This is a genomic window from Pelodictyon phaeoclathratiforme BU-1 (genome assembly GCF_000020645.1).
In the GTDB taxonomy this organism is placed as follows: domain Bacteria; phylum Bacteroidota; class Chlorobiia; order Chlorobiales; family Chlorobiaceae; genus Chlorobium; species Chlorobium phaeoclathratiforme.
This window is the reverse complement of the sequence record NC_011060.1, coordinates 660,423-680,323: the sequence shown is the minus strand read 5'-3', so window position 1 is coordinate 680,323 and position 19,901 is coordinate 660,423. Positions and strand designations below refer to the sequence as shown.

The 19,901-nt window shown below is 48.2% G+C and carries 19 protein-coding genes; 10 read left to right on the top strand and 9 right to left on the bottom strand.

The window, feature by feature from the left end; genetic code table 11:
* Nucleotides 1-11: 11 nt before the first annotated feature.
* On the bottom strand, nucleotides 12-488 hold the full coding sequence (locus PPHA_RS03275) for a TspO/MBR family protein (protein ID WP_012507456.1): 477 nt from the start codon (nucleotides 486-488) through the stop codon (nucleotides 12-14).
* A 151-nt stretch (nucleotides 489-639) separates the two neighbouring features.
* On the opposite strand from PPHA_RS03275, the gene PPHA_RS03270 reads away from it, so the two are divergent.
* Entirely contained in the window at nucleotides 640-1,437 is a 798-nt protein-coding gene (locus PPHA_RS03270) for an inositol monophosphatase family protein (protein ID WP_012507455.1), read from the top strand.
* A 149-nt stretch (nucleotides 1,438-1,586) separates the two neighbouring features.
* Nucleotides 1,587-2,990 carry a bifunctional UDP-3-O-[3-hydroxymyristoyl] N-acetylglucosamine deacetylase/3-hydroxyacyl-ACP dehydratase gene (locus tag PPHA_RS03265; RefSeq protein ID WP_012507454.1) on the top strand — a complete coding sequence of 468 codons (1,404 nt, stop codon included), beginning with the start codon at nucleotides 1,587-1,589 and terminating at the stop codon, nucleotides 2,988-2,990.
* Nucleotides 2,991-3,388: 398 nt separating this feature from the next.
* Here the strand turns inward: PPHA_RS03265 and PPHA_RS03260 are convergent, their stop codons facing one another.
* From PPHA_RS03260 to PPHA_RS03250, 3 genes are read right to left on the bottom strand one after another with little or no spacing between them, the layout of a single operon-like run.
* Nucleotides 3,389-3,943 (bottom strand): CDP-alcohol phosphatidyltransferase family protein, encoded by a 555-nt coding sequence (locus PPHA_RS03260; RefSeq protein WP_012507453.1) that lies wholly within the window; start codon nucleotides 3,941-3,943, stop codon nucleotides 3,389-3,391.
* Nucleotides 3,944-3,953: 10 nt separating this feature from the next.
* Nucleotides 3,954-4,529 carry a crossover junction endodeoxyribonuclease RuvC gene (gene ruvC / locus PPHA_RS03255; protein ID WP_012507452.1) on the bottom strand — a complete coding sequence of 192 codons (576 nt, stop codon included), beginning with the start codon at nucleotides 4,527-4,529 and terminating at the stop codon, nucleotides 3,954-3,956.
* Between the two features lie 4 nt (nucleotides 4,530-4,533).
* A complete protein-coding gene (locus tag PPHA_RS03250) occupies nucleotides 4,534-5,286 on the bottom strand; it encodes a YebC/PmpR family DNA-binding transcriptional regulator (RefSeq protein ID WP_012507451.1) in 753 nt (250 codons plus the stop codon).
* A 116-nt stretch (nucleotides 5,287-5,402) separates the two neighbouring features.
* Here PPHA_RS03250 and pheA point away from each other — a divergent pair, with 116 nt between their 5' ends.
* The 6 genes from pheA (at nucleotide 5,403) to rpe (ending at nucleotide 13,127) form a co-directional block, all read left to right on the top strand.
* Entirely contained in the window at nucleotides 5,403-6,245 is an 843-nt protein-coding gene (pheA, locus tag PPHA_RS03245) for a prephenate dehydratase (protein ID WP_041526406.1), read from the top strand.
* Nucleotides 6,242-9,076, top strand: coding sequence for a DNA polymerase I (gene polA / locus PPHA_RS03240; protein WP_012507449.1), 2,835 nt, complete (start codon nucleotides 6,242-6,244; stop codon nucleotides 9,074-9,076). The genes pheA and polA overlap by 4 nt, the downstream gene beginning before the upstream one ends.
* Nucleotides 9,077-9,178: 102 nt before the next feature.
* Nucleotides 9,179-9,940 carry a M23 family metallopeptidase gene (locus PPHA_RS03235; RefSeq protein ID WP_223293973.1) on the top strand — a complete coding sequence of 254 codons (762 nt, stop codon included), beginning with the start codon at nucleotides 9,179-9,181 and terminating at the stop codon, nucleotides 9,938-9,940.
* A 24-nt stretch (nucleotides 9,941-9,964) separates the two neighbouring features.
* Nucleotides 9,965-10,192: a DUF2795 domain-containing protein gene (locus tag PPHA_RS03230; protein WP_012507447.1), complete on the top strand. Its 228-nt coding sequence runs from the start codon at nucleotides 9,965-9,967 to the stop codon at nucleotides 10,190-10,192.
* Between the two features lie 19 nt (nucleotides 10,193-10,211).
* Nucleotides 10,212-12,416 carry a BamA/TamA family outer membrane protein gene (locus PPHA_RS03225; RefSeq protein WP_012507446.1) on the top strand — a complete coding sequence of 735 codons (2,205 nt, stop codon included), beginning with the start codon at nucleotides 10,212-10,214 and terminating at the stop codon, nucleotides 12,414-12,416.
* 45 nt (nucleotides 12,417-12,461) lie between these two features.
* Complete coding sequence (gene rpe / locus PPHA_RS03220; RefSeq protein ID WP_012507445.1) at nucleotides 12,462-13,127, top strand: ribulose-phosphate 3-epimerase; 666 nt, start codon at nucleotides 12,462-12,464, stop codon at nucleotides 13,125-13,127.
* On the opposite strand, the gene trpC is transcribed toward rpe, so the two are convergent.
* From trpC to purD, 4 genes are all read right to left on the bottom strand, one after another.
* The gene (gene trpC, locus PPHA_RS03215) at nucleotides 13,114-13,884 is read right to left on the bottom strand and encodes an indole-3-glycerol phosphate synthase TrpC (RefSeq protein WP_012507444.1); all 771 of its coding nucleotides are present in this window, start codon (nucleotides 13,882-13,884) and stop codon (nucleotides 13,114-13,116) included. The two genes, rpe and trpC, sit on opposite strands and share 14 nt — an antisense overlap.
* A gap of 9 nt (nucleotides 13,885-13,893) precedes the next feature.
* On the bottom strand, nucleotides 13,894-15,372 hold the full coding sequence (gene carB, locus PPHA_RS03210) for a carbamoyl-phosphate synthase large subunit (protein WP_012507443.1): 1,479 nt from the start codon (nucleotides 15,370-15,372) through the stop codon (nucleotides 13,894-13,896).
* Between the two features lie 91 nt (nucleotides 15,373-15,463).
* Nucleotides 15,464-15,895, bottom strand: coding sequence for a Mov34/MPN/PAD-1 family protein (locus tag PPHA_RS03205; protein ID WP_012507442.1), 432 nt, complete (start codon nucleotides 15,893-15,895; stop codon nucleotides 15,464-15,466).
* Nucleotides 15,896-15,916: 21 nt separating this feature from the next.
* Nucleotides 15,917-17,197: a phosphoribosylamine--glycine ligase gene (purD, locus tag PPHA_RS03200; protein WP_012507441.1), complete on the bottom strand. Its 1,281-nt coding sequence runs from the start codon at nucleotides 17,195-17,197 to the stop codon at nucleotides 15,917-15,919.
* Between the two features lie 176 nt (nucleotides 17,198-17,373).
* Between purD and PPHA_RS03195 the strand changes: the two genes are divergently transcribed.
* Both PPHA_RS03195 and lpxK read left to right on the top strand, forming a co-directional pair.
* Nucleotides 17,374-17,985: a DUF374 domain-containing protein gene (locus PPHA_RS03195; protein ID WP_012507440.1), complete on the top strand. Its 612-nt coding sequence runs from the start codon at nucleotides 17,374-17,376 to the stop codon at nucleotides 17,983-17,985.
* The gene (gene lpxK, locus PPHA_RS03190; protein ID WP_012507439.1) at nucleotides 17,978-19,045 is read left to right on the top strand and encodes a tetraacyldisaccharide 4'-kinase; all 1,068 of its coding nucleotides are present in this window, start codon (nucleotides 17,978-17,980) and stop codon (nucleotides 19,043-19,045) included. The genes PPHA_RS03195 and lpxK overlap by 8 nt, the downstream gene beginning before the upstream one ends.
* Nucleotides 19,046-19,099: 54 nt before the next feature.
* Here the strand turns inward: lpxK and PPHA_RS03185 are convergent, their stop codons facing one another.
* On the bottom strand, nucleotides 19,100-19,642 hold the full coding sequence (locus tag PPHA_RS03185) for a hydrolase (protein ID WP_012507438.1): 543 nt from the start codon (nucleotides 19,640-19,642) through the stop codon (nucleotides 19,100-19,102).
* Nucleotides 19,643-19,901: the final 259 nt, after the last annotated feature.

Genomic DNA, 19,901 nt, shown 5'->3' with positions numbered 1-19,901 from the left:
AAATTATTCAATCAATTAAGCTGCACAATCGTAAAGTTCAGAAATGAGGCAAACGTCACCCACATGAGGTAGGGAATCAGCAGATTGCCAGCCATCGGAGAAACAGCACGGAATTTCACAATCGTCAACACAATAGCCAACCAGAGCAGGACAATCACCACCATCGCAAGCACGGGAGAGTGCAGTCCAAAAAATGCTGCCGACCAGCCAAGATTGAGTAAAAGCTGGGCACCGAAGACAATCAGAGCCCCACGAATCTTTGTCTCTTTGGAGTACTGCTGAACAACAAGATAAAGCGCAATACCCATGAGCAGAAAAAGCAGGCTCCATGCAGGAGGGAAGAGCCAGTCCGGCGGATTCCATGAAGGTTTGTTCAGCACATGGTAGTACCAATCAGAACCCGGTACAGGAGTAAAGGTGCTGCCGGCAAAGGCGAAGACGAAACACAACCCGATACAGAGCGCAAGTTTCGGAATATTGACATTCATGACATCAGTGTTAAAATTATTGAACTGAACACCTTAAACACAAGGAGCCTTCCGATAATTCCCTGCAGAAACAAGAGGACTGAGACTTATAGGTACTCTCTCCGGGAAATGCTATATTGACGACCACTTCAACTCCAACCCATACTGTTGCATGAGAGCTCAAAGTAAAGAACTGCAGACAGCCATCAGGGCGGCTCATGCTGCGGGAGCTATAACCCTTGAAAAATTCGGAGAACTCTCCCATCCCGAAATCCAGGTAAAAGAGTTCAAGGATTTTGTCACCGACGTCGATAAAGCCTGTGAAGCGGCAATCAGCTCAATTATCACCGAAAACTTTCCCGAAGACAGCATGCTCTGCGAAGAGGGCACCATCATAACCGGCACTTCAGGAAGAACATGGATTGTCGATCCTCTTGATGGCACGCTTAATTTTATTCACTCTTTTCCCGTTTTCTCAATCAGCATAGCGCTCAAAGGGAGCGATGATGAGCTGCTCACCGCTGTGGTCTATCAGCCAGTTCTCAAAGAGCTTTTTACCGCCGAACGCGGTCAGGGAGCTTACCTTAACGGAAAAAAGATCACCATATCAAGCCGCACGGACAAAGAGAGTTTTCTCATTGGAACCGGCATGCCCTTCAAGGAGTATCACTACCTCGAATCATACATCGGCATGCTCAAGGAGGTTATTCATGATTCTGCCGGCATTCGGCGTGCAGGCTCAGCAGCCCTTGATCTTGCCTACACCGCCTGTGGCCGCTTTGATGGCTTTTGGGAATACAAACTCTTTCCGTGGGATTTTGCTGCCGGTGTCCTGCTTGTCCGTGAAGCAGGAGGTACCATCACTGACTTTAGTGGGGATCCTGATGTTTTTCTGAAGCAGAGTATTATTGCAGGCAACAACATAACCCACCCTCTTCTGCTTGAAAAAGCGCTGAAACATTTCACATAAAAAAACCAGTACCAGACAAGACCCTGCAACCAGGCTGATTTGAAGAGGAATCAGTTCTTTCTTATCTTCAGGGCCTGTATAGTTTTTCATTATAACAATCAGTCTTCATTTCCTGCACGGATAACCGAAACAGGAGCAACAATTCCACTATGCTCATTCTTCAGCGTACACTTCAAAAAGAGGTCTCTCTCTGGGGTTCCGGACTTCACACCGGCAAAGAGTGCATGATTACCTTCAAACCTGCACCAGTCAACTATGGGTATCGTTTTGTGCGTACCGATATCGACGACAGCCCTGAAATACCAGCCCTGATCGAGAATGTCGTTGATGTTCTGAGGGGTACCACCATCGGACTCAATGGTGTAAAGGTGCACACCACCGAACATGTTCTCGGAGCGCTTTACGGCCTGCAGATCGATAACTGCCGCATCGAAATAAGCGGCCCGGAACCTCCTGTCATGGACGGAAGCTCACACCCTTTTGCCGCAGCGCTGATCGAAGCCGGGTTCAAGGAACAGGATGAACCAAAAAATTACCTGGTCATCGATGAAACCATTGAATACCATGATGCCAACAACAGCGTTGATATTGTAGCCCTGCCTCTCGACAGCTTCAGAATAACCGTCATGGTTGACTACAAAAACCCGGCGCTTGGCTCGCAGCACTCCGGCCTCTTTGATCTGGACAAAGAATTTGTCAAAGAATTTTCATCCTCCAGAACATTCTGCTTTCTCAGCGAAGTGGAAGCCCTTGCAAACCAGGGAATCATCAAGGGTGGTGATGTCGACAACGCTATTGTCATTATCGACAAAACCATGTGCGAACAGGAGCTTTCCGATCTTGGCAAAAAACTCGGTATTGAGAGCAAAAATCTTGTACTTGGTGACAATGGCATCCTCAACAATCGTGAACTTCGTTTCAAGAACGAACCTGCGCGCCATAAACTGCTCGACCTTCTCGGCGACATCGCACTTCTTGGTATGCCACTCAAGGCTCAGGTGCTCGCGGCACGTCCCGGTCATGCATCGAATGTGGAGTTCGTAAAGCAGCTCAAAAAATATGTCGATCGTAACAAGCTTGCCCGACAGTTCCAGCATGAAAAAAAAGCCGGCGTTATTTTCGACATCAATGCTATTCAACAGATCCTCCCCCACCGCTACCCTTTTCTGTTGATCGACAAGATTATAGAGTTCAAGCTTGACGAAAAAATTGTATCGATCAAAAACGTCACCATCAATGAGCCGTTTTTCCAGGGCCATTTTCCCGGAAATCCCATCATGCCCGGCGTTCTCATCCTTGAAGCCATGGCCCAGACGGGCGGCATCATGATGCTCAACGGCAATGATAACATCAAGGAGAGTGTCGTGCTCTTCATGGGTATCGACAAGGCTCGATTCCGCAAACCCGTGCTTCCGGGCGACACACTTGTTATCGAAGCAATCCTGACCAACAAGCGCAGAAACATCTGCCAATTTGACGCCAAAGCCTATGTAAGGGGAGAACTTGTATGCGAAGCTTCCCTCATGGCCACGGTTGCACCAAAGAGCAAGTAATGGAATAACCCAGTGTGCATGAAGCGTGCCCTGTAGCAGAATTGGAGCAGGGCGCTTCGGAGCACACAACAGATACCCCGGCGCCCCTCTCCGTCTGAGGCCTGAAAAACAGCAGCCTGTGCTCTGCTGCAAAACAGTTCTCTCCCTGGCTGACCACACGGACTCCACATTCCATCAACAAGTTATCCACATTTTGCAACCAACGCCATAAAGCGTGTTAATGCAATTAACATCATATGAAGAAAGAGGTTCCCGTATCGTTACGTTAAAATCCCGTCTTCACAGAAAAAGTTATCCATATCAGGATAAGCATAATGGTGACTATAAAAAACAGGGAGAAATGAAACCGAAAATGAAGGGAAAAGCCCTTTCAGGGAATGAAAAAGAGCTGCTGAAACTCAGGCCCGATACTCCAGCCCCTTGTGAATTTTATAAAACCTCAGGCAGTAGAGAACAAACGAGTAAAAGAGCATAAGCGTCGAGAGATATAAAAAAAACTCTTTGACCAGATATTCCCTGAAAAACGGATGAGGCCAGACCATGGCAATAAAGAGCATGGAGACAAAACCCACCGCCCATTTCCCCGGCCAAAGGGATGTCGTCACCACTGAATGACGAAATTTCACATAACCCGCTCCAATAAAAATCAGAATATCGCGGAGCACAGCAAAAAGCACAAACCATAAAGGGAGCTGCCCGACCCAGAGAAAATAAACCGCAACACTTGCAAGACAAAGCTTGTCGGCAAGGGGGTCAAGAATTTTTCCCATCTCTGAAACATCATTCGTCCATCGGGCCGCCTGGCCATCAAACCAGTCGGTCAGAACAGCCACAATCATAATAGTAATGGCTATATCAAGATGACCCGTATGAAAGTAGTAGATAAACCAGGGTATCAAGAGTATCCTCAGAATACTGAGAAAATTCGGGATATTTACGATACGACCTTCCACAGTGGTGAATTTATTTTTGAAATAACCGGATAACCATATCGGGCGATGCCCCAACAAACTGCGACCAGCTCATTCCCCCTTTTCTGCTCTGTCCTGCACTCTTAAAAGGTTCCCGGCTTCCGCCTCTCAGCAGATCACAGAGCGCAATCCCGAGGGCATCGGTAACATCGAAAGGTTCAGGAACCGGATTAAGAGCAAGCATCCTTGCGACCATAAACGCAACCTGCTCCTTGCTGGCCGCCCCTTTTCCGGTTACTGCCGACTTCACTTCGCGAGGGGCATATTCGTGCAAGAGAAGATTCCGGTTCATCGCAAGAGCAATTACGGCACCCCGTACCTGACCAAGTTTCAATGCCGACTGCACATTCCTGCTCAAAAAAACAGTTTCAAGTGCAACACATTCAGGAGCATAATCCGTAATAACTGCTTCAAGCTCCCTGTAAATCTGACCAATACGCTCCGCATGACTACTGCGAGGATGAAGCCGGATAACTCCACAAGAGAGCACCGTAAAAAACGTACCCTCCTGACGAATTACGCCGTAGCCCGTAAGCCGACTTCCAGGATCAACTCCCAGAACAACCACTCTTTTACTCGTTTAAACTGCTCATTGCACTTTCACTGATCTCCATATTCGTGTATACCGCCTGCACATCATCATTATTTTCAAATGCATCAATCAGTTTGATCACCTTGCGGGCATCCTCGGCTTCAAGCTCAATATAATTTTCGGGTATCAGATCAATTTTTGCATTCTCATACATGATAGCGGCATCATCAAGCGCTTTTTTGACACGCTCAAGATCCTTGACGTCAGTTATGACGGTAAAATAGTTCTCATCATCGCTGCCAAGATCTTCAAGACCGGCCTCGAGCAGAAGTTCCATAAGCTGATCCTCTCCGGCAGCCGATCGTGGAACATCAAGCGTTCCCTTGCGCTGAAACATCCAGGCAACACTACCGCTTTCACCGAGCGAACCATTGTTACGACTCATAATGTGACGAATATCAGCTACGGTACGGTTACGATTGTCTGTAGCAGTCTCAATAATCAGCGCAATCCCTGCAGGACCATACCCTTCATAGGTAATCTCATCCCAGGTTACCCCCTCAAGCTCTCCCGTTCCCTTCTTGATGGCACGCTGGATATTGTCCATCGGCATGGAATTATCCCTGGCCGTATCGATTGCAAGCCTGAGACGAGGATTACCCGCTGGGTCACCACCACCCATTTTTGCTGCAATCGTAATCTCCTTGACCAGTTTGGTGAACAAACTGCCTCTTTTTTGATCGGTTACCGCCTTTTTTCTCTTAATGGTTGCCCATTTGCTATGTCCTGACATAATAAAAAATGCTGATTTATTATTCCTCCAGATGCCCGCCTATGATAATAGATTTATTTTCTTTAAATAAAATCAAATCTGACGGTATTCCCGCAAGTTAACAACAAGAAAAAACAATGACAAACTTGATGACCGCCTACCAGGGTGAACCAGGAGCATACAGTGAGATCGCCGCACTCCGGATTGGAGAGCCAAAACCCTTCGAATCATTTGACGAGGTCTTCGCGGCTGTTGAAAACCAGAAGGTTCATTATGCCGTCATCCCCATTGAAAATTCACTTGGAGGCAGCATTCATCATAACTACGACCTTCTGCTGCAGCATCCCGTCACCATTGTGGCAGAAACCTTCGTCAAGGTAAAACATTGCCTGCTTGGCATTCCCGGTTCATCCACAGAAAGGGCTTTGAAGGTACTTTCACACCCACAGGCATTGGCCCAGTGCCGAAACTTTTTTGCCACTCACCAACACCTCAAAGCTGAAGTTGCCTATGATACGGCGGGAAGCGCAAAAATGATAGCCGCTGAAAAAGATCCCGGAAAACTTGCCATAGCATCAAAAAGGGCAGGCGAACTCTACGGACTTGAGATCCTCCAGGAAAATCTGGCCGACGAGGAGTGGAACATTACCCGCTTTTTCTGTATTGCACATGCGAAAAATCCGGAAAACCCGCTCCCTGAAACAACTGCGAAGAGCGCACAGCACAAAACATCAATCGTCTTCACGCTCCCCAACGAACAAGGATCACTGTTCAAGGCACTGGCAACATTCGCCATGCGTGATATTGACCTGACCAAAATCGAATCGAGACCGTTCAGAAAAAAAGCCTTTGAATATCTTTTTTATGTTGATTTTATCGGTGATCAGAACGATCGGAATATCCAGAACGCCCTTTGCCATCTCAAAGAATTTGCCACCATGGTCAACGTCCTTGGAAGTTATGGAGTGATTGCAGAATGAATAATCGGCAGCTCGACTTCTTCCCGCCAGCCAATCCGGAAGAGAGAATCAAGAACCCGGCAACCATCACAAAAAAACCAGCACTCTTTCTGCTCGACGGCATGGCCATCGTTTACCGCTCCTTTTATGCCCTGCAACGGACGGGCATGACAAGTCAGGAGGGCATGCCGACCGGAGCTATTTATGGCTTTGCATCCACATTGCTTAAAATCTTTGAAACCTACAGGCCACAATACCTTGCAGCGGTATTTGACAGCAAGGAAAAAACCTTCCGACACGATCTTTATCCTCTTTACAAAGCCAATCGACAGGCGCCACCCGAAGATCTCATCATGCAACTTGACGCCATTTTCAAGCTGCTTGAAGCGTTTGATATTCCGCTCATTAAAACCCCGGGATACGAAGCGGACGATCTTATTGGCACCGCCTCCCGTAAATTCAGCCCAATGTGCCAGGTCTATATTGTCACCCCCGACAAGGATCTTGCCCAACTGGTCCATGAGGGAGTAAACATCCTCAAACCCGGCAAAAACCAGAATGAGCTTGAACTGCTTGGGAAAAAAGAGATTATCGAACAGTTCGGGGTTCCCCCTGAGCTTTTTATCCCGTTCCTCACCCTCACCGGCGACACCTCCGACAATATTCCCGGAGCAAAAGGGATTGGCCCGAAAACCGCCATCTCCCTGCTTGACCAATACGGTTCCCTGCAGAATATCTACAACCATCTCGACACGATCTCCCCGAAAAACCGCCAAAGCCTTGAAGCATTTCAACCCACGCTTGATCTGATAACACAACTGGTCACCATACGCACCGATTTACAGATCGACGTTACCCTGAAAGAGCTTGCCTGCGGATTACCTGACCCGGCAAAGCTTTTCCCGCTGCTGCAAAAACTCGGTCTTAAAACCATTTCCTCAAGAATATTGGCTCTTTTTGGCGAGCTTCAGCAAGCGCCCTCAGCAACAGCTCCGCTCCATGAGGAACCCTCCTCCCCTTTTCATGAAGAAGAGCCCGCTCTCCGATCACCCCGGGAGAATGCCGACTATGCCCGTATCGACACAGTCGATAAACTGATGGAACTGATGGAGTCTCTGCACGATGCCCGGCATATTGCCGTCGACACGGAAACCACCAGTCTTGACACCTTTGAAGCCGAACTGGCAGGGATATCGATCGCGGTTGAAACAGGAAAAGCGCGATTTATCTCTTTCGCGCAGAGCGCCCTTGACCGGGATAAAACAGTCGAAATCCTGAAACCGCTCCTTGAAAATCCATCCCTGCCGAAAATTGGCCAGAACCTCAAATATGACATGCTCGTTCTCAAAAAATACGGCATAGAGCTCTCTCCTGTTGCATTCGACACCATGCTTGCGAGCTATGTGCTCAATCCTGAAGAAAAACATAACCTTGACGACCTGGCCGCCCACCACCTCGGCTACCGAACGACAACCTTTGATGAATTGGTTGGAACCGGAAAAACAAAACAGCATATTTTCGAGGTTGATCCCGAAAAGCTCTCAGACTATGCCTGCCAGGATGCCGATCTTGCTCTTCAGCTTGAGGGTGTTTTCCGCAAAAAACTCGACGGAGAAACTGAACTGCTCTGGCTTTGCGAAAACATTGAGTTCCCGCTGGTCACAGTCCTTGCCGAAATGGAATATGCCGGCATATGCATCGACACCCACCATCTTGAAAAGGCTTCCGAACGGGTTAAAAAAGAGCTCGAGCTCCTGACAGAAACAATTTATGCTGCAGCAGGCTCCGCCTTCAACATCGATTCCCCCAAACAGCTTGCCCATATTCTCTTTGATCTCCTTGCGCTTCCACCAAAAAAGAGAACAAAAACAGGCTATTCAACCAATGTTGAAGTGCTTGAGGAGCTTGCGACACTCTTTCCCATCGCACGTGACCTCCTCGAATACCGAAGCCTGCAGAAACTCAAGAGTACCTATATCGACGCCTTGCCAAAAATGGTCAATCCTCTGACAGGTCGGTTGCATACTACATTTAATCAATTCATCACGGCAACTGGCCGACTCTCCTCTTCCAATCCAAACCTGCAAAACATACCCATACGCAGTCCCCTCGGCAAAGAGATACGCAGGGCATTTATACCTTCAACACCTGAAAACTGGCTACTCTCTGCAGACTATTCGCAGATTGAACTCAGAATTGCTGCAGAAATTTCCGGAGATCCTCAACTCCTCGAAGCATTCCGCAACCGGGAAGACATTCACACCGCAACAGCAAAGGTAATTTTCGACACCGATGAAATTACCAGCGATATGAGACGCAAGGCAAAAGAGGTGAATTTTGGAGTTCTTTACGGCATCATGCCATTTGGCCTCTCACGAAGACTCAATATTCCCCAAAAAGAGGCCAAGGCCATTATCGACACCTACATCTCGAAATATCCCGGGCTCTTCAAGGCATTGCAGGAAATTATTGTAACCGGAAGGGAAAAAGGGTATGTCACAACGATCCTCGGACGTCGTCGTTATCTTGCTGATCTCAACAGCAGGAATACCAACCTGAAAAAAGCGGCAGAAAGAGCTGCCATGAATACGCCGATTCAGGGCACAGCCGCTGATATCATCAAATGCGCCATGAACCTCTGCAGCAGCAGGATGCGCCATCTGAACATGAAATCAGTCATGCTTCTCCAGGTACATGACGAACTGCTCTTTGAAACCACTGATGCAGAAAAAGAGCCGCTTTCAAAACTTGTAGAACAGGCAATGATTGATGCAGCAATACGTTGCGGACTAAAAAATGTCCCTGTTCTGGTCGATACCGGCATTGGAAAAAACTGGCTGGAAGCCCACTAATCATTGAGATTATCCAAAAAAGTTTTTTTATATTTGGCTATGAATGACATTCCTGTTCAGACCAACAATCCCCGATACCACATGACTTTGAAACATCGGTTTATGGCTGTCTCAGAATACGGCAGAAACGCTAAAGAGAGCCTCTTTGCCTGCCTCTCTTCAGGAATTGTTGCTCTCTCTCTTGCCCTTTTTTCTTTCGTCATCGGGGCTCCGGCAACCCTCCTTGCTGAAGAGGCACAATCGATTGAAACCAAAACTCCAGCTCCCAGGGCAAACACGACCGAAGGAATACTCGCAAGTACGGAACAGATGATTGAACAGCTCATCCTGCAGATAGATCGTCAGAGAAACAACGCCACCGAATCAAGAGTGCAGAGTGAAGAGCCCACTTCAACCTCCTATTTTTCCAGTATACCCAACATCAGGCCTGTCAGTGGCGCGATTACCAGCGCTTTTGGAAAACGGGTACACCCAATCTACAAGGTTACCCTTTTTCACTCAGGCATTGATTTTTCCGCTGCTGAAGGCACAAGGGTGCAGTCGACAGGTGACGGGGTTATTGCCTATTCGGGATATGACAGAGGGTACGGACAAAAAATAACCATCAATCACGGTTTCGGCTATCAAACCATCTATGCCCATCTCTCCAAATCTCTGGTGCGCCAGGGGCAGAGAGTCAAACGCGGTGAAATCATCGCACTTTCGGGAAATACCGGCCTCTCAACTGGCCCCCATCTGCACTATGAAGTACAGAAAGACAATGTAAAAGTCAACCCAACCGCTTATTTCTTTGATGAAAGCAATCCGGACAAGTTTATCACAACACAAAAACCTGCGCCGGAACAGAGCGACAATAACTCCTAACCTGAATAACTCAATCGACGTCGTATGTATTGGAATTTAGACCTTGCCCGTCATATAGCTGACGCTCCGTGGCCTGTAACAAAAGATGAACTTATCAATTACGCAAACAGGAGCGGTGCGCCCCAGCAGGTGATCGACAACCTGCTCGATCTTCCCGAAAGCGATGATATGTATGAGAGCCTTGATGAAATATGGCCCGACTATCCTACCGACGAAGACTTTGGCTACGGTGATGAAGAGCCATTAACGTAGAACAAAACAGGATTCATGCTTGACAAAAGCAGTATTGACTCTTATCTCCCTTCTTCTGCTCTGTGCATTTCCGGCACAGGGCAGATCGATAAGCACAGGGAAAAAACAGGTGGCCGTATCGCCATATGTGAACAACATCCACTTCAGCGGCAATAAATCGATCAGTGAGGAGGAACTTCGCCTGATCATTGTAACCGCCGAAAACCGATCCTTTCTGGGACTCGGTCTCTTCGGGGGATCCCGAAGAGCATTCAATAAAGAGGAATTTGAAAAAGACCTCTTCCTCATCAAGAAACTCTACACCTATAAAGGCTTTTTTTTTACCGATCTGGATACCACCATTGTCAGGAAAAACGGTGGGAAAAAATTGGATATCAACATCCGTATCCGGGAAAATAATCCCTCAAAAGTTGACTTCATCACGTATGAAGGACTGGAAAAGATTCCTGCAGAACTCAAAACAGATTATCTCCACAATAAACGGCTCAACGTCAACGATGTATTCTCCGTTGAGAGACTGATTGAAGAGCGTGATCGAACCATAGCATTTTTCAAAGAGTACGGCTTTTCTTTTTTCCATGAAGACAGTATCCGCATCAAGGTTGATACCGTTGGAACCCGCGCAGGAGTCCTTTTTCGGCTCAGTTTGCCAAAACAGTTACACTATGGAGCCATCACGGCTATCGTACACAACCCGGTCAACAGCGACACCACACCAAAAACAAAAACCTATACAAAAGAGAACATCAGCGCAACCATTCTCGGTAACCAGCACATCTCCCCACATCTGATCACCTCGGCTATTGAATTCCGCCCAGGCGACATAACCCGAAAAAGCCTCGAACAGAGCACCTTGCAAAATTTTGGAGCAACCAATCTCTTTTCATCCATCTCCATCAGCCCTGACTCGGTACAAGCCGACAAACTCTACACCACCATTCACCTTGAAACGGCACCCAAGCATCAGATAGAACCAAAAATATTGGTTGATAACCGATACGGAGCCCTCTTTTTCGGCACCTCCCTGGCCTATGAAAACAAAAACCTGCTCGGTGGGGCTGAACAGTTTCGTGCATCCACAGAATACGGCACACAGGCCGGTTACAACAATAAACTCCTGCAAAACCTTGACACAGACCAATACGCGAGAGTTATTCCTTATGAGTTTGGCCTGAAAAGCTCGCTTGTCTTGCCCGTTCTCAAAAAACCGGGCAATTTCTACGCAACAACAGTTGAATATGCAGCAACAAAACTCCCGGTACTGCTCTCAAACAAAAACGGACTGCTCCGCGCAACCTACAGCGCCCGCCTGAATCCATCATCGCGCCTGAATTTTGATTTTTTTGAATTTGAATGGGTTAAAAAAGATTCCCTCAAAGGATTCAAACAACTTTTTGAAACTGATCTTGCCTATAATATCGGCATTGACCCCTCCAATGAAGCCGCAGTGAACGCCGGAATTGACAGCCTTCTTGAAACCCATGTCAACCAGACCTTCCGGCTTCGCTACAACTTCACAAACCGCCAAAGCGCTCCTGCTGAACGCACCATCCGCAACCTGGATCTCCTTCTTGAAGAATCCGGCAGCCTTGCATGGTTAATGGATACCTATTTAGACACAAAAAACTATAGCGGCTTCACTGACAAAGATCCCCAGATATTCGGTACAACCTATTCCCAATATGTGAAACTCGAAAGCGCCCTGAGCCTTGCAAAAAACTTCTCTCCACAGAGCCAACTTGCCGGAAGAGGACGTATAGGATGGATGACTCCCTATGGTAAGGCTGAAACGACCCCTGAAGAGCGCCGTTTTTATGCTGGAGGAACAAACAGTATGCGGGGCTGGCTTTTCAATACACTTGGACCAGGCCGCAGTGTGAGCAAGGTGGCTGCCAATTTCGGTGCCGACATCAAGCTTGAACTCAATATGGAATATCGACGAAAATTTTTCACCCTCTTTAATCAACCATCCGGAATCACCCTCTTTACCGATATTGGAAATATCTGGGATCGCAACGGAGTTTATGGCCTCACCCTTAAATCCCTTGCAAGAGACTTCGCCTGGGACGCAGGAATCGGACTGCGGATCGGCTCCCCTATAGGCCCATTCCGCTTTGATTTCGCCTATAAACTGCATGATCCAACGCAGGAAAAGCCTTGGCGCTTCTCTGCATTAAACATTGGTGACTACACCTTCAATTTTGGAATTGGTGAAGCTTTTTAATTATTTAACCGAATTATTTTTTTCACGATAACCAACCGGATAACCATGCCAGCACCATCGACGCTTCTTGCCCCTTCAATTCTGTCGGCTGACTTCACCCGACTTGAACACTCCATAGATATCGCTACAAAAGCTGGAGCTGACTGGATGCACTGCGACATTATGGACGGCAACTTTGTCCCCAACATCACCTTCGGCCCACTCATCGTTCAGGCTATTGCATCATGCACACCCATGATTATCGACACCCATCTGATGATAGTCGACCCGGATCGCTTCATTGAAGAGTTCATCAAGGCTGGCTCCCACCAGATAACCGTTCACCAGGAAGCATGCCCGCATCTCCACCGCACGATTCAGCTCATCAAAAGCCTCGGTGCAAAGGCTGGCGTCTCCATCAATCCAGGAACCTCGTTATCGACACTTGAATCCATCCTGCCAGATCTTGATCTTGTCCTTCTCATGTCGGTCAATCCCGGGTTCGGAGGACAGAAGTTTATTCCCTCCTCAATTGGCAAAATCCGCCAACTCCATGAGATGCGTCTGAAAGTGAATCCGGGAATGGTCATTGCCATTGATGGCGGCATAACGGAAGAAAACGGGCAGGAAGTTGTTTCGGCTGGAGCCGATGCGCTGATTGCTGGCACGGCATTCTTCAAAGCGGCCAATCCAGCACAAACGGCGGCAAAATTCAGGGCTATGACCAGGTAATCCTGCCAAGCTCGGGGCTGGTATACAGTCCCTCTCCTATCAGCACGGCATCAAACGATGCCTGCTCGATAAGAGCGATATCAGCGGAGCTTTTCAAACCACTTTCGGAAACAGCAAGAACATCAGAAGGAATAAAGGGACGAAGCGAGAGCGATGTCTCAAGTTTGAGGGAAAAGTCTTTCAGATCCCGATTATTGACACCGATGATCGGTGCGCCCTTTTCAATCGCCCTGTCAAGCTCCTTGCGGTCATGCACCTCCACAAGCACATGCAGGCCAACAGAGGCCGCCAACTGCAGGTAATCGCCAAGCTGACAGGAATCAAGCGCAGCCACGATAAGCAGAATGGCATCGGCTCCTGTCAGACGGGACTGAAAAATCTGGGACTCATCGATAATGAAATCCTTGCGCAGCACAGGCAACTGAAATGAGCGGCTCACCATCTGAAGATAGTCGATTGAACCCTGAAAAAAAGTGCGGTCAGTCAGCACAGAATAGGCCGCAGCGCCAAGCTCTCCATAGCGGCGTGCAATGTTGACCGGATCAAAATCAGGAACAATAAGACCTCTCGAAGGAGAGGCTTTTTTAATCTCGGCAATCAGCCGCAACCCCCTGCCGGTGCGCCGGAGTGCGCCGGTAAAATCACGGGTGGGCGCCAGAGAGCCCTGCAACTCAGCGTAACGACGGGCGGGATGCTCACTGGCAAGTTCCCCTACCTCCCGCTCTTTCTCCTCCAGTATCCTGCTCAGATAGCTCATAACCCCCGCTCAGACTGCTGCGGCCAGTTCCCTGAGCTTCTCTTCAAGCTCAACGATCTGGAGAATGTTATCGAGGAACCAGGGATCTATACCTGTTGACTGATGAACCTCGTCAACAGTAGCGCCAGCCTGGAATGCATAACGCAGATAAAACATCCGGTCAGCTTTCGGTATCCTGATTTTCTCAAGAATATCCTCCCTGGCAAACTTCTTCTGTTGCGGAGTCATGGCAAGGACATTCATGACATCCTTTCCATCAGAACCAAGCCCTGCCCGGCCGATTTCAAGGCCGCGAAGCGACTTCTGCAACGCTTCCCTGAAGTTTCGTCCAAAAGCCATGACCTCACCGACCGACTTCATCTGTACACCAAGACGGGCGTCAACATTTTTGAACTTTTCAAAATCCCAGCGGGGAATCTTGACAACACAGTAATCAATTGCCGGTTCAAAACTCGCGGGAGTCGTTCTGGTGATATCATTGAGGATCTCATCAAGCGTGTATCCAACAGCAAGTTTGGCCGCTACTTTTGCAATCGGAAATCCGGTCGCCTTCGAGGCCAGAGCAGAGCTGCGCGAAACACGAGGATTCATCTCAATAACCACAATACGGCCATTGAGAGGATTAATTGCAAACTGGATATTGCTGCCGCCAGTCTCGACACCTATTTCACGAATTATACGAACCGAAGCGTCCCTCAGCTCCTGATACTGGCGATCCGTAAGCGTCTGGGCCGGAGCAACCGTAATACTATCGCCCGTATGCACTCCCATCGGATCAACATTCTCAATAGAACAGACAATAATCACATTATCTGCCAGATCACGGATAACCTCAAGCTCATACTCTTTCCAGCCAATCAGGCACTCCTCAACAAGCACTTCACTGATAGGACTTTCAGTAAGGCCCCTGCGTATGGCATCATAATAGTCTGCTTTTGTCTCGGCAAAACCACCGCCGGTACCACCAAGTGTAAACGAGGGACGGATAACAATCGGCAGACCAATCTCCTCAAGCGCCTCTTTTGCCTCTTTTTCATTCCGGACAAAAAAACCTTTGGCCATCTCCAGGCCAATTTTTTTCATGGCATCACTGAAAAACTCACGATTTTCAGCTTTTCTGATTGCACGAAGCTTCGCGCCAATCAGTTCAACTCCGTTACGTTCAAGAATACCGGATTCGGCCAAACTGACCGCAATGTTCAAAGCCGTCTGGCCACCCATCGTCGGCAGAAGCGCATCGGGTTTTTCGCGTTCGATAATTTTCTGAACATATTCCGGCGTAATCGGCTCAATATAGGTAGCATCAGCAAACTCTATGTCAGTCATAATGGTTGCCGGATTGCTGTTAACCAGCACAACCCGATACCCGTCCTCCTTAAGGGCGCGGCACGCCTGGGTGCCGGAATAATCAAATTCACAAGCCTGGCCGATCACAATAGGACCGGCACCAATCACTAATATCGACTTTATATCTTCCCGCTTTGGCACGTTTTTTCGGGGTTTAATACTTGACTGAGCTTAAAAAAAAGGTAATGTACAAAATAATTGAAGAGTTTTTCTGCCCCAAAGCCAGGAGACACTATTCCAGCACACGAATCTGTTCCTGATGAACCCCTCCCGACCCCCGCCGCAGCCATGCTGTAACCTCCTTTGGTTGCGCATTCATCAGTGAAATAATAAGCAGCGTATGGCCGGGACGTGCAAAATCAACATCATGCAATGACGGAAGGGCCGGAGAATTGATATGGGAATGGTAAGAGCCGATAATTTCATATCCAAGCATTCTGGCCTCACGCTCAACATCAAGATACTCCTGGTGGGCAATCTCAAAACCCTGCTCTTTACCAAAATAGAGGCAGTTCCTGCAGGGGGCAACTTCATAGACAATATTCTCTACATTTCCCCTGTGATCACTGTTTTGAATGCCGACCAGGAGCCCGCAACACTCATAAGGCAACTCCCGAAACGCCTGCTCCTGGATAATCTCGAATTGACGCCTGGGTAGCTTCATGGCAAAACTATTGACTGAAAATTAAAGAGCCTTGGCTCCAATATCTGTACGATAATAAGCCCCTTCAAAACTGATCTTTTCAACCGCACTGTAGGCCCGATCAATACTCTCCCTGAGCGTATCCCCGAGCGCTGTCACCGAAAATACCCTTCCACCCGCAGTGACAAGTCGCCCACCCTCGTAAGCCGTTCCAGCATGAAACACCTGACAATCCTTCATGGCGGAAAGCTCATCTGCCAGAGCAACAGCCTTGCCGGTTTCATAATGGTCAGGATAGCCAGCAGAGGCAATGACAACTGTTGCCGCCGATTTCTGATACATTTCAAAAGGCACCTCTCCGAGTGTACCATCAACACTCGCCTGAAGAGCTGCAATAAAATCGCTTTTCAGCAGGGGAAGTACCACCTGTGTCTCCGGATCGCCCATACGTGCATTATACTCGACAACAAAGGGTTCACCCCGATCAATCATGAGACCGACATACAAAAAGCCGGTATACGGATACCCATCATCCCTCATACCCTTCAAGGTTGGCTGGATAATCCGCTCTTCAACCTTCTGCATCACTTCAGAAGTCACCAGCGGCGCAGGAGCATAAGCGCCCATACCACCCGTATTCTTGCCGGTATCGCCATCGCCGATACGCTTATGATCCTGTGCAGGCAGAAATAAACGGTAGCGGGTACCATCCGTCAAAGCAAAAACACTCGCCTCCTCTCCCTGCAAAAAATCCTCGATAACCACCTCATTGGCTGCATCGCCAAAAATACGCTCTTCAAACAACGCATTATTTGCCATCATGGCCTGCTCCCTGTCAAGCGCGATGAAAACCCCTTTTCCGGCACATAATCCACTTGCCTTGATCACCTGCGGAAACAAGGTCTCCGGCAATCCGATATAAGCATTGGCGGAAAGCGCATCATGAAATACATGGTACCCTGCCGTAGGAATCCCGTGTCGCCGCATGAACTCCTTGGCAAACACCTTGCTCGACTCAAGAGAGGCTGCCTCCTGTGCAGGGCCGACTATTTTTTTACCCGCACGGCGAAAGAGATCCACAATACCAAGTTCAAGCGGAGCCTCCGAACCAACAACAGTCAAGTCAATGGCATTCTCCTCCGCAAATCGAAGCAGATCATCAAGCGCAGTCACTTTCAGTGGCACATTACAAACAGGTCCGCCCATCATAGCGGTACCACCGTTTCCTGGCGCCACAAAAACTCTCTGAACACCCTCACTCTCCACAGCACATTGGCACATGGCATGTTCACGAGCGCCACTTCCTATAATCAAAACATTCATAATCTCTGTACAGGCATTTGCCCTATTTGAGCCTGTGCATTGTCTGCACAGTTTGTTAAATTACTCCCCCCTTTGGAACCATAGCCAGTATATAATCCACCGGGAATAAAATAAAGAATAAAATAAATTTTTCCTGTCCGCTCAAGTTCCCTGTATGCCATTTATTTTCAACACCTATGCCGCTCTCCCCGCTGATTTCCCGCCATCTCATTCCCTTTGCACTGAAACTTCTTTATGCAAGCCTGCGGATATCGGTCATACCAAAAATAATACAGCTTCCCGACAAAGAGGTCATCATCACCTTCTGGCATGGTAAAATGATCACAGGCTGGCTTCTTGCCCAAAGACTCTTTCCCGAAAAAAAAATAACTGCTGTGGTAAGCATGTCCGAAGACGGTAAAACTCTTGCCGATACACTTGAACGACTCGGTTTCTCGCTCATACGGGGTTCAAGCTCAAAAGGGGGTGCCGCAGTCAAACAGGCCATGCAAAAAGCCCTGCAAAACGGCAATATTGTCGCCCTTACCCCCGACGGACCACGCGGACCTGCCAATCAGTTCAAATACGGCACATTGCGCCTGGCCTCCGAAAACCACTATCCACTGGTTTTTGCCGAAATCCGTCATAAAAAAAGCTGGACACTCAAAAGCTGGGATCAGTTTGAAATTCCGAAACCTTTCAGTGAAACGTCCGTCCAACTCCACCTTATCCATCTGCCTGCATTCGAAAACGAAGCAGAGATAGAATCGTATACAAAGCAACTTGCAATCCAGCTTCACCATGCATAACCCACTCTCCATACTGCTCAGACCCGCAGCCCTTGGCTACCGGGTTATTGTGCAGCTCCGCAATACACTCTTTGACCGACAGCTTCTGCCTGCCTGGAAATCACCCGTGCCCATAGTTTCAATAGGGAACCTCTCTGTCGGCGGTACAGGAAAAACTCCGCTTGTCGATTGGGTTGTCAAGTACTATCTCTCCATCGGCTGCAAACCGGCCATCATCTCCCGAGGGTATCGGAGAGAATCAAAAGGCGTACAACTGGTCTCAGACGGACAAAAAGTCCTGCTCAGCAGCAGCGAGTCCGGCGATGAAACCGCAATGCTCGCCTGGAACAACCCCGATGCCATTGTCATTGTTGCAAAAAAAAGAAAAGAGGCCGTAAAGTATCTTGTAAAACACTTTGCAGCAAGAATGCCCTCCGTTATCATCCTTGACGACGCATTCCAGCACCGCCAAATCCAGAGAGAGCTCAATATTGCCATCATAAACGTATCAGAACCTTTTCTGAAGGCAAGAATGCTGCCCGAAGGACGCATGAGGGAACCGCTTAAAAACCTTTCAAGAGCTGACCTGATTGTACTGAACAAAATCGATGATCCGGAAAAAGCTGATGCAATAGTGCGAAAAATAAAAGAGAGAGGGACGCCACTCATAAAAGCGCGCGTTGCCATTGCAGAACTGGTCTGTTTTTCCGGCGCATTTATCTCCTCAGAAGAGGCCCCTCCTCTGACCAGCATCAGCGCACTCGCCTTCGCAGGTATCTCCTCTCCCCAAAGCTTTCTCGATAGTCTGGGAAAAGAGGGAGTAACCATTGCTGCGCACCGTTTTTTCTACGATCACGAACCTTACAGCGCAAAAAAGCTGACGGAGATATTCCGTGAAGCCGAATCCAAAGGACTTAGCCTGATCACAACAGAAAAAGACTACTTCCGAATGCTGGGACATCCCGAACTTATCCGCATTATCACCGCGCGGCCCTGTTACTATCTGAAAATCAAAACCGATATCTTCGAAGGGAAAGAGATCCTGCAGTCGATGCTTCGAAAAGCTGTGGCGATGAAATAAATTATGGATTGGTTTGTGGTGTGCAACCATAGGGGCAACCACAAGAGGTTGCCCCTACTCTTTGATGATTTTTGAAATTGCCTTGAAGCGCTCACCCTCGGCCACACGCAGCAATTCAAAGACCGCCATTTCCGTGCTGGTCAATGATGCTCCGGCTTTTTCAATACAGCGAATCCCGAGAAGCCGGTTTGCTTCCGTTCTGGACGAAACAGCATCGGTCACCAGATGGACATTATACCCAAACTCAACAAGATCAACCGCTGTCTGGTAAACACAAACATGGGCCTCCATACCGACAACAAGAATATCGTTTCGGTTAAAAGATCGGAGTTGCTTCATAAACTCAGGGGTTCCGCAACAACTGAATGAGAGCTTTTCAACAGGCACCATTCCTGGTAACAGCTCCTTCAGAGTATCAACAGTTGAGCCCAACCCTTTTGGATACTGTTCGGTCACGAGAACCGGAACATCAAGAATCAGACAAGCCCTGACCAACTTGCTGATATTGGTTTCAAGGGCTGCCGGCTGAACAACAGACTGTGCCAGCCGCCCCTGCACATCAATAACAAGCAATAACGTTTCCCTCGAACTCAGCATGGCAATACGCTCAATAAAAAACTTGAAAAGAGATAGTACTCAGTATACGGCATACAATGAAAAAAAAACAATTCTGTATCTTTTTTCAAGGGAATTATTTCAGTATCCGACTCTCTACAACCATCACACATCGCCCGCAACCCCAACGGATATTTACTATAGCATAAACGCAAAAAGGCAGGCCTGTACAACAAGCCTGCCCCCTCACTGTTAAAAACAACAGAACTTTTCTCCACATGCCACCTGCTATGGCACAAAG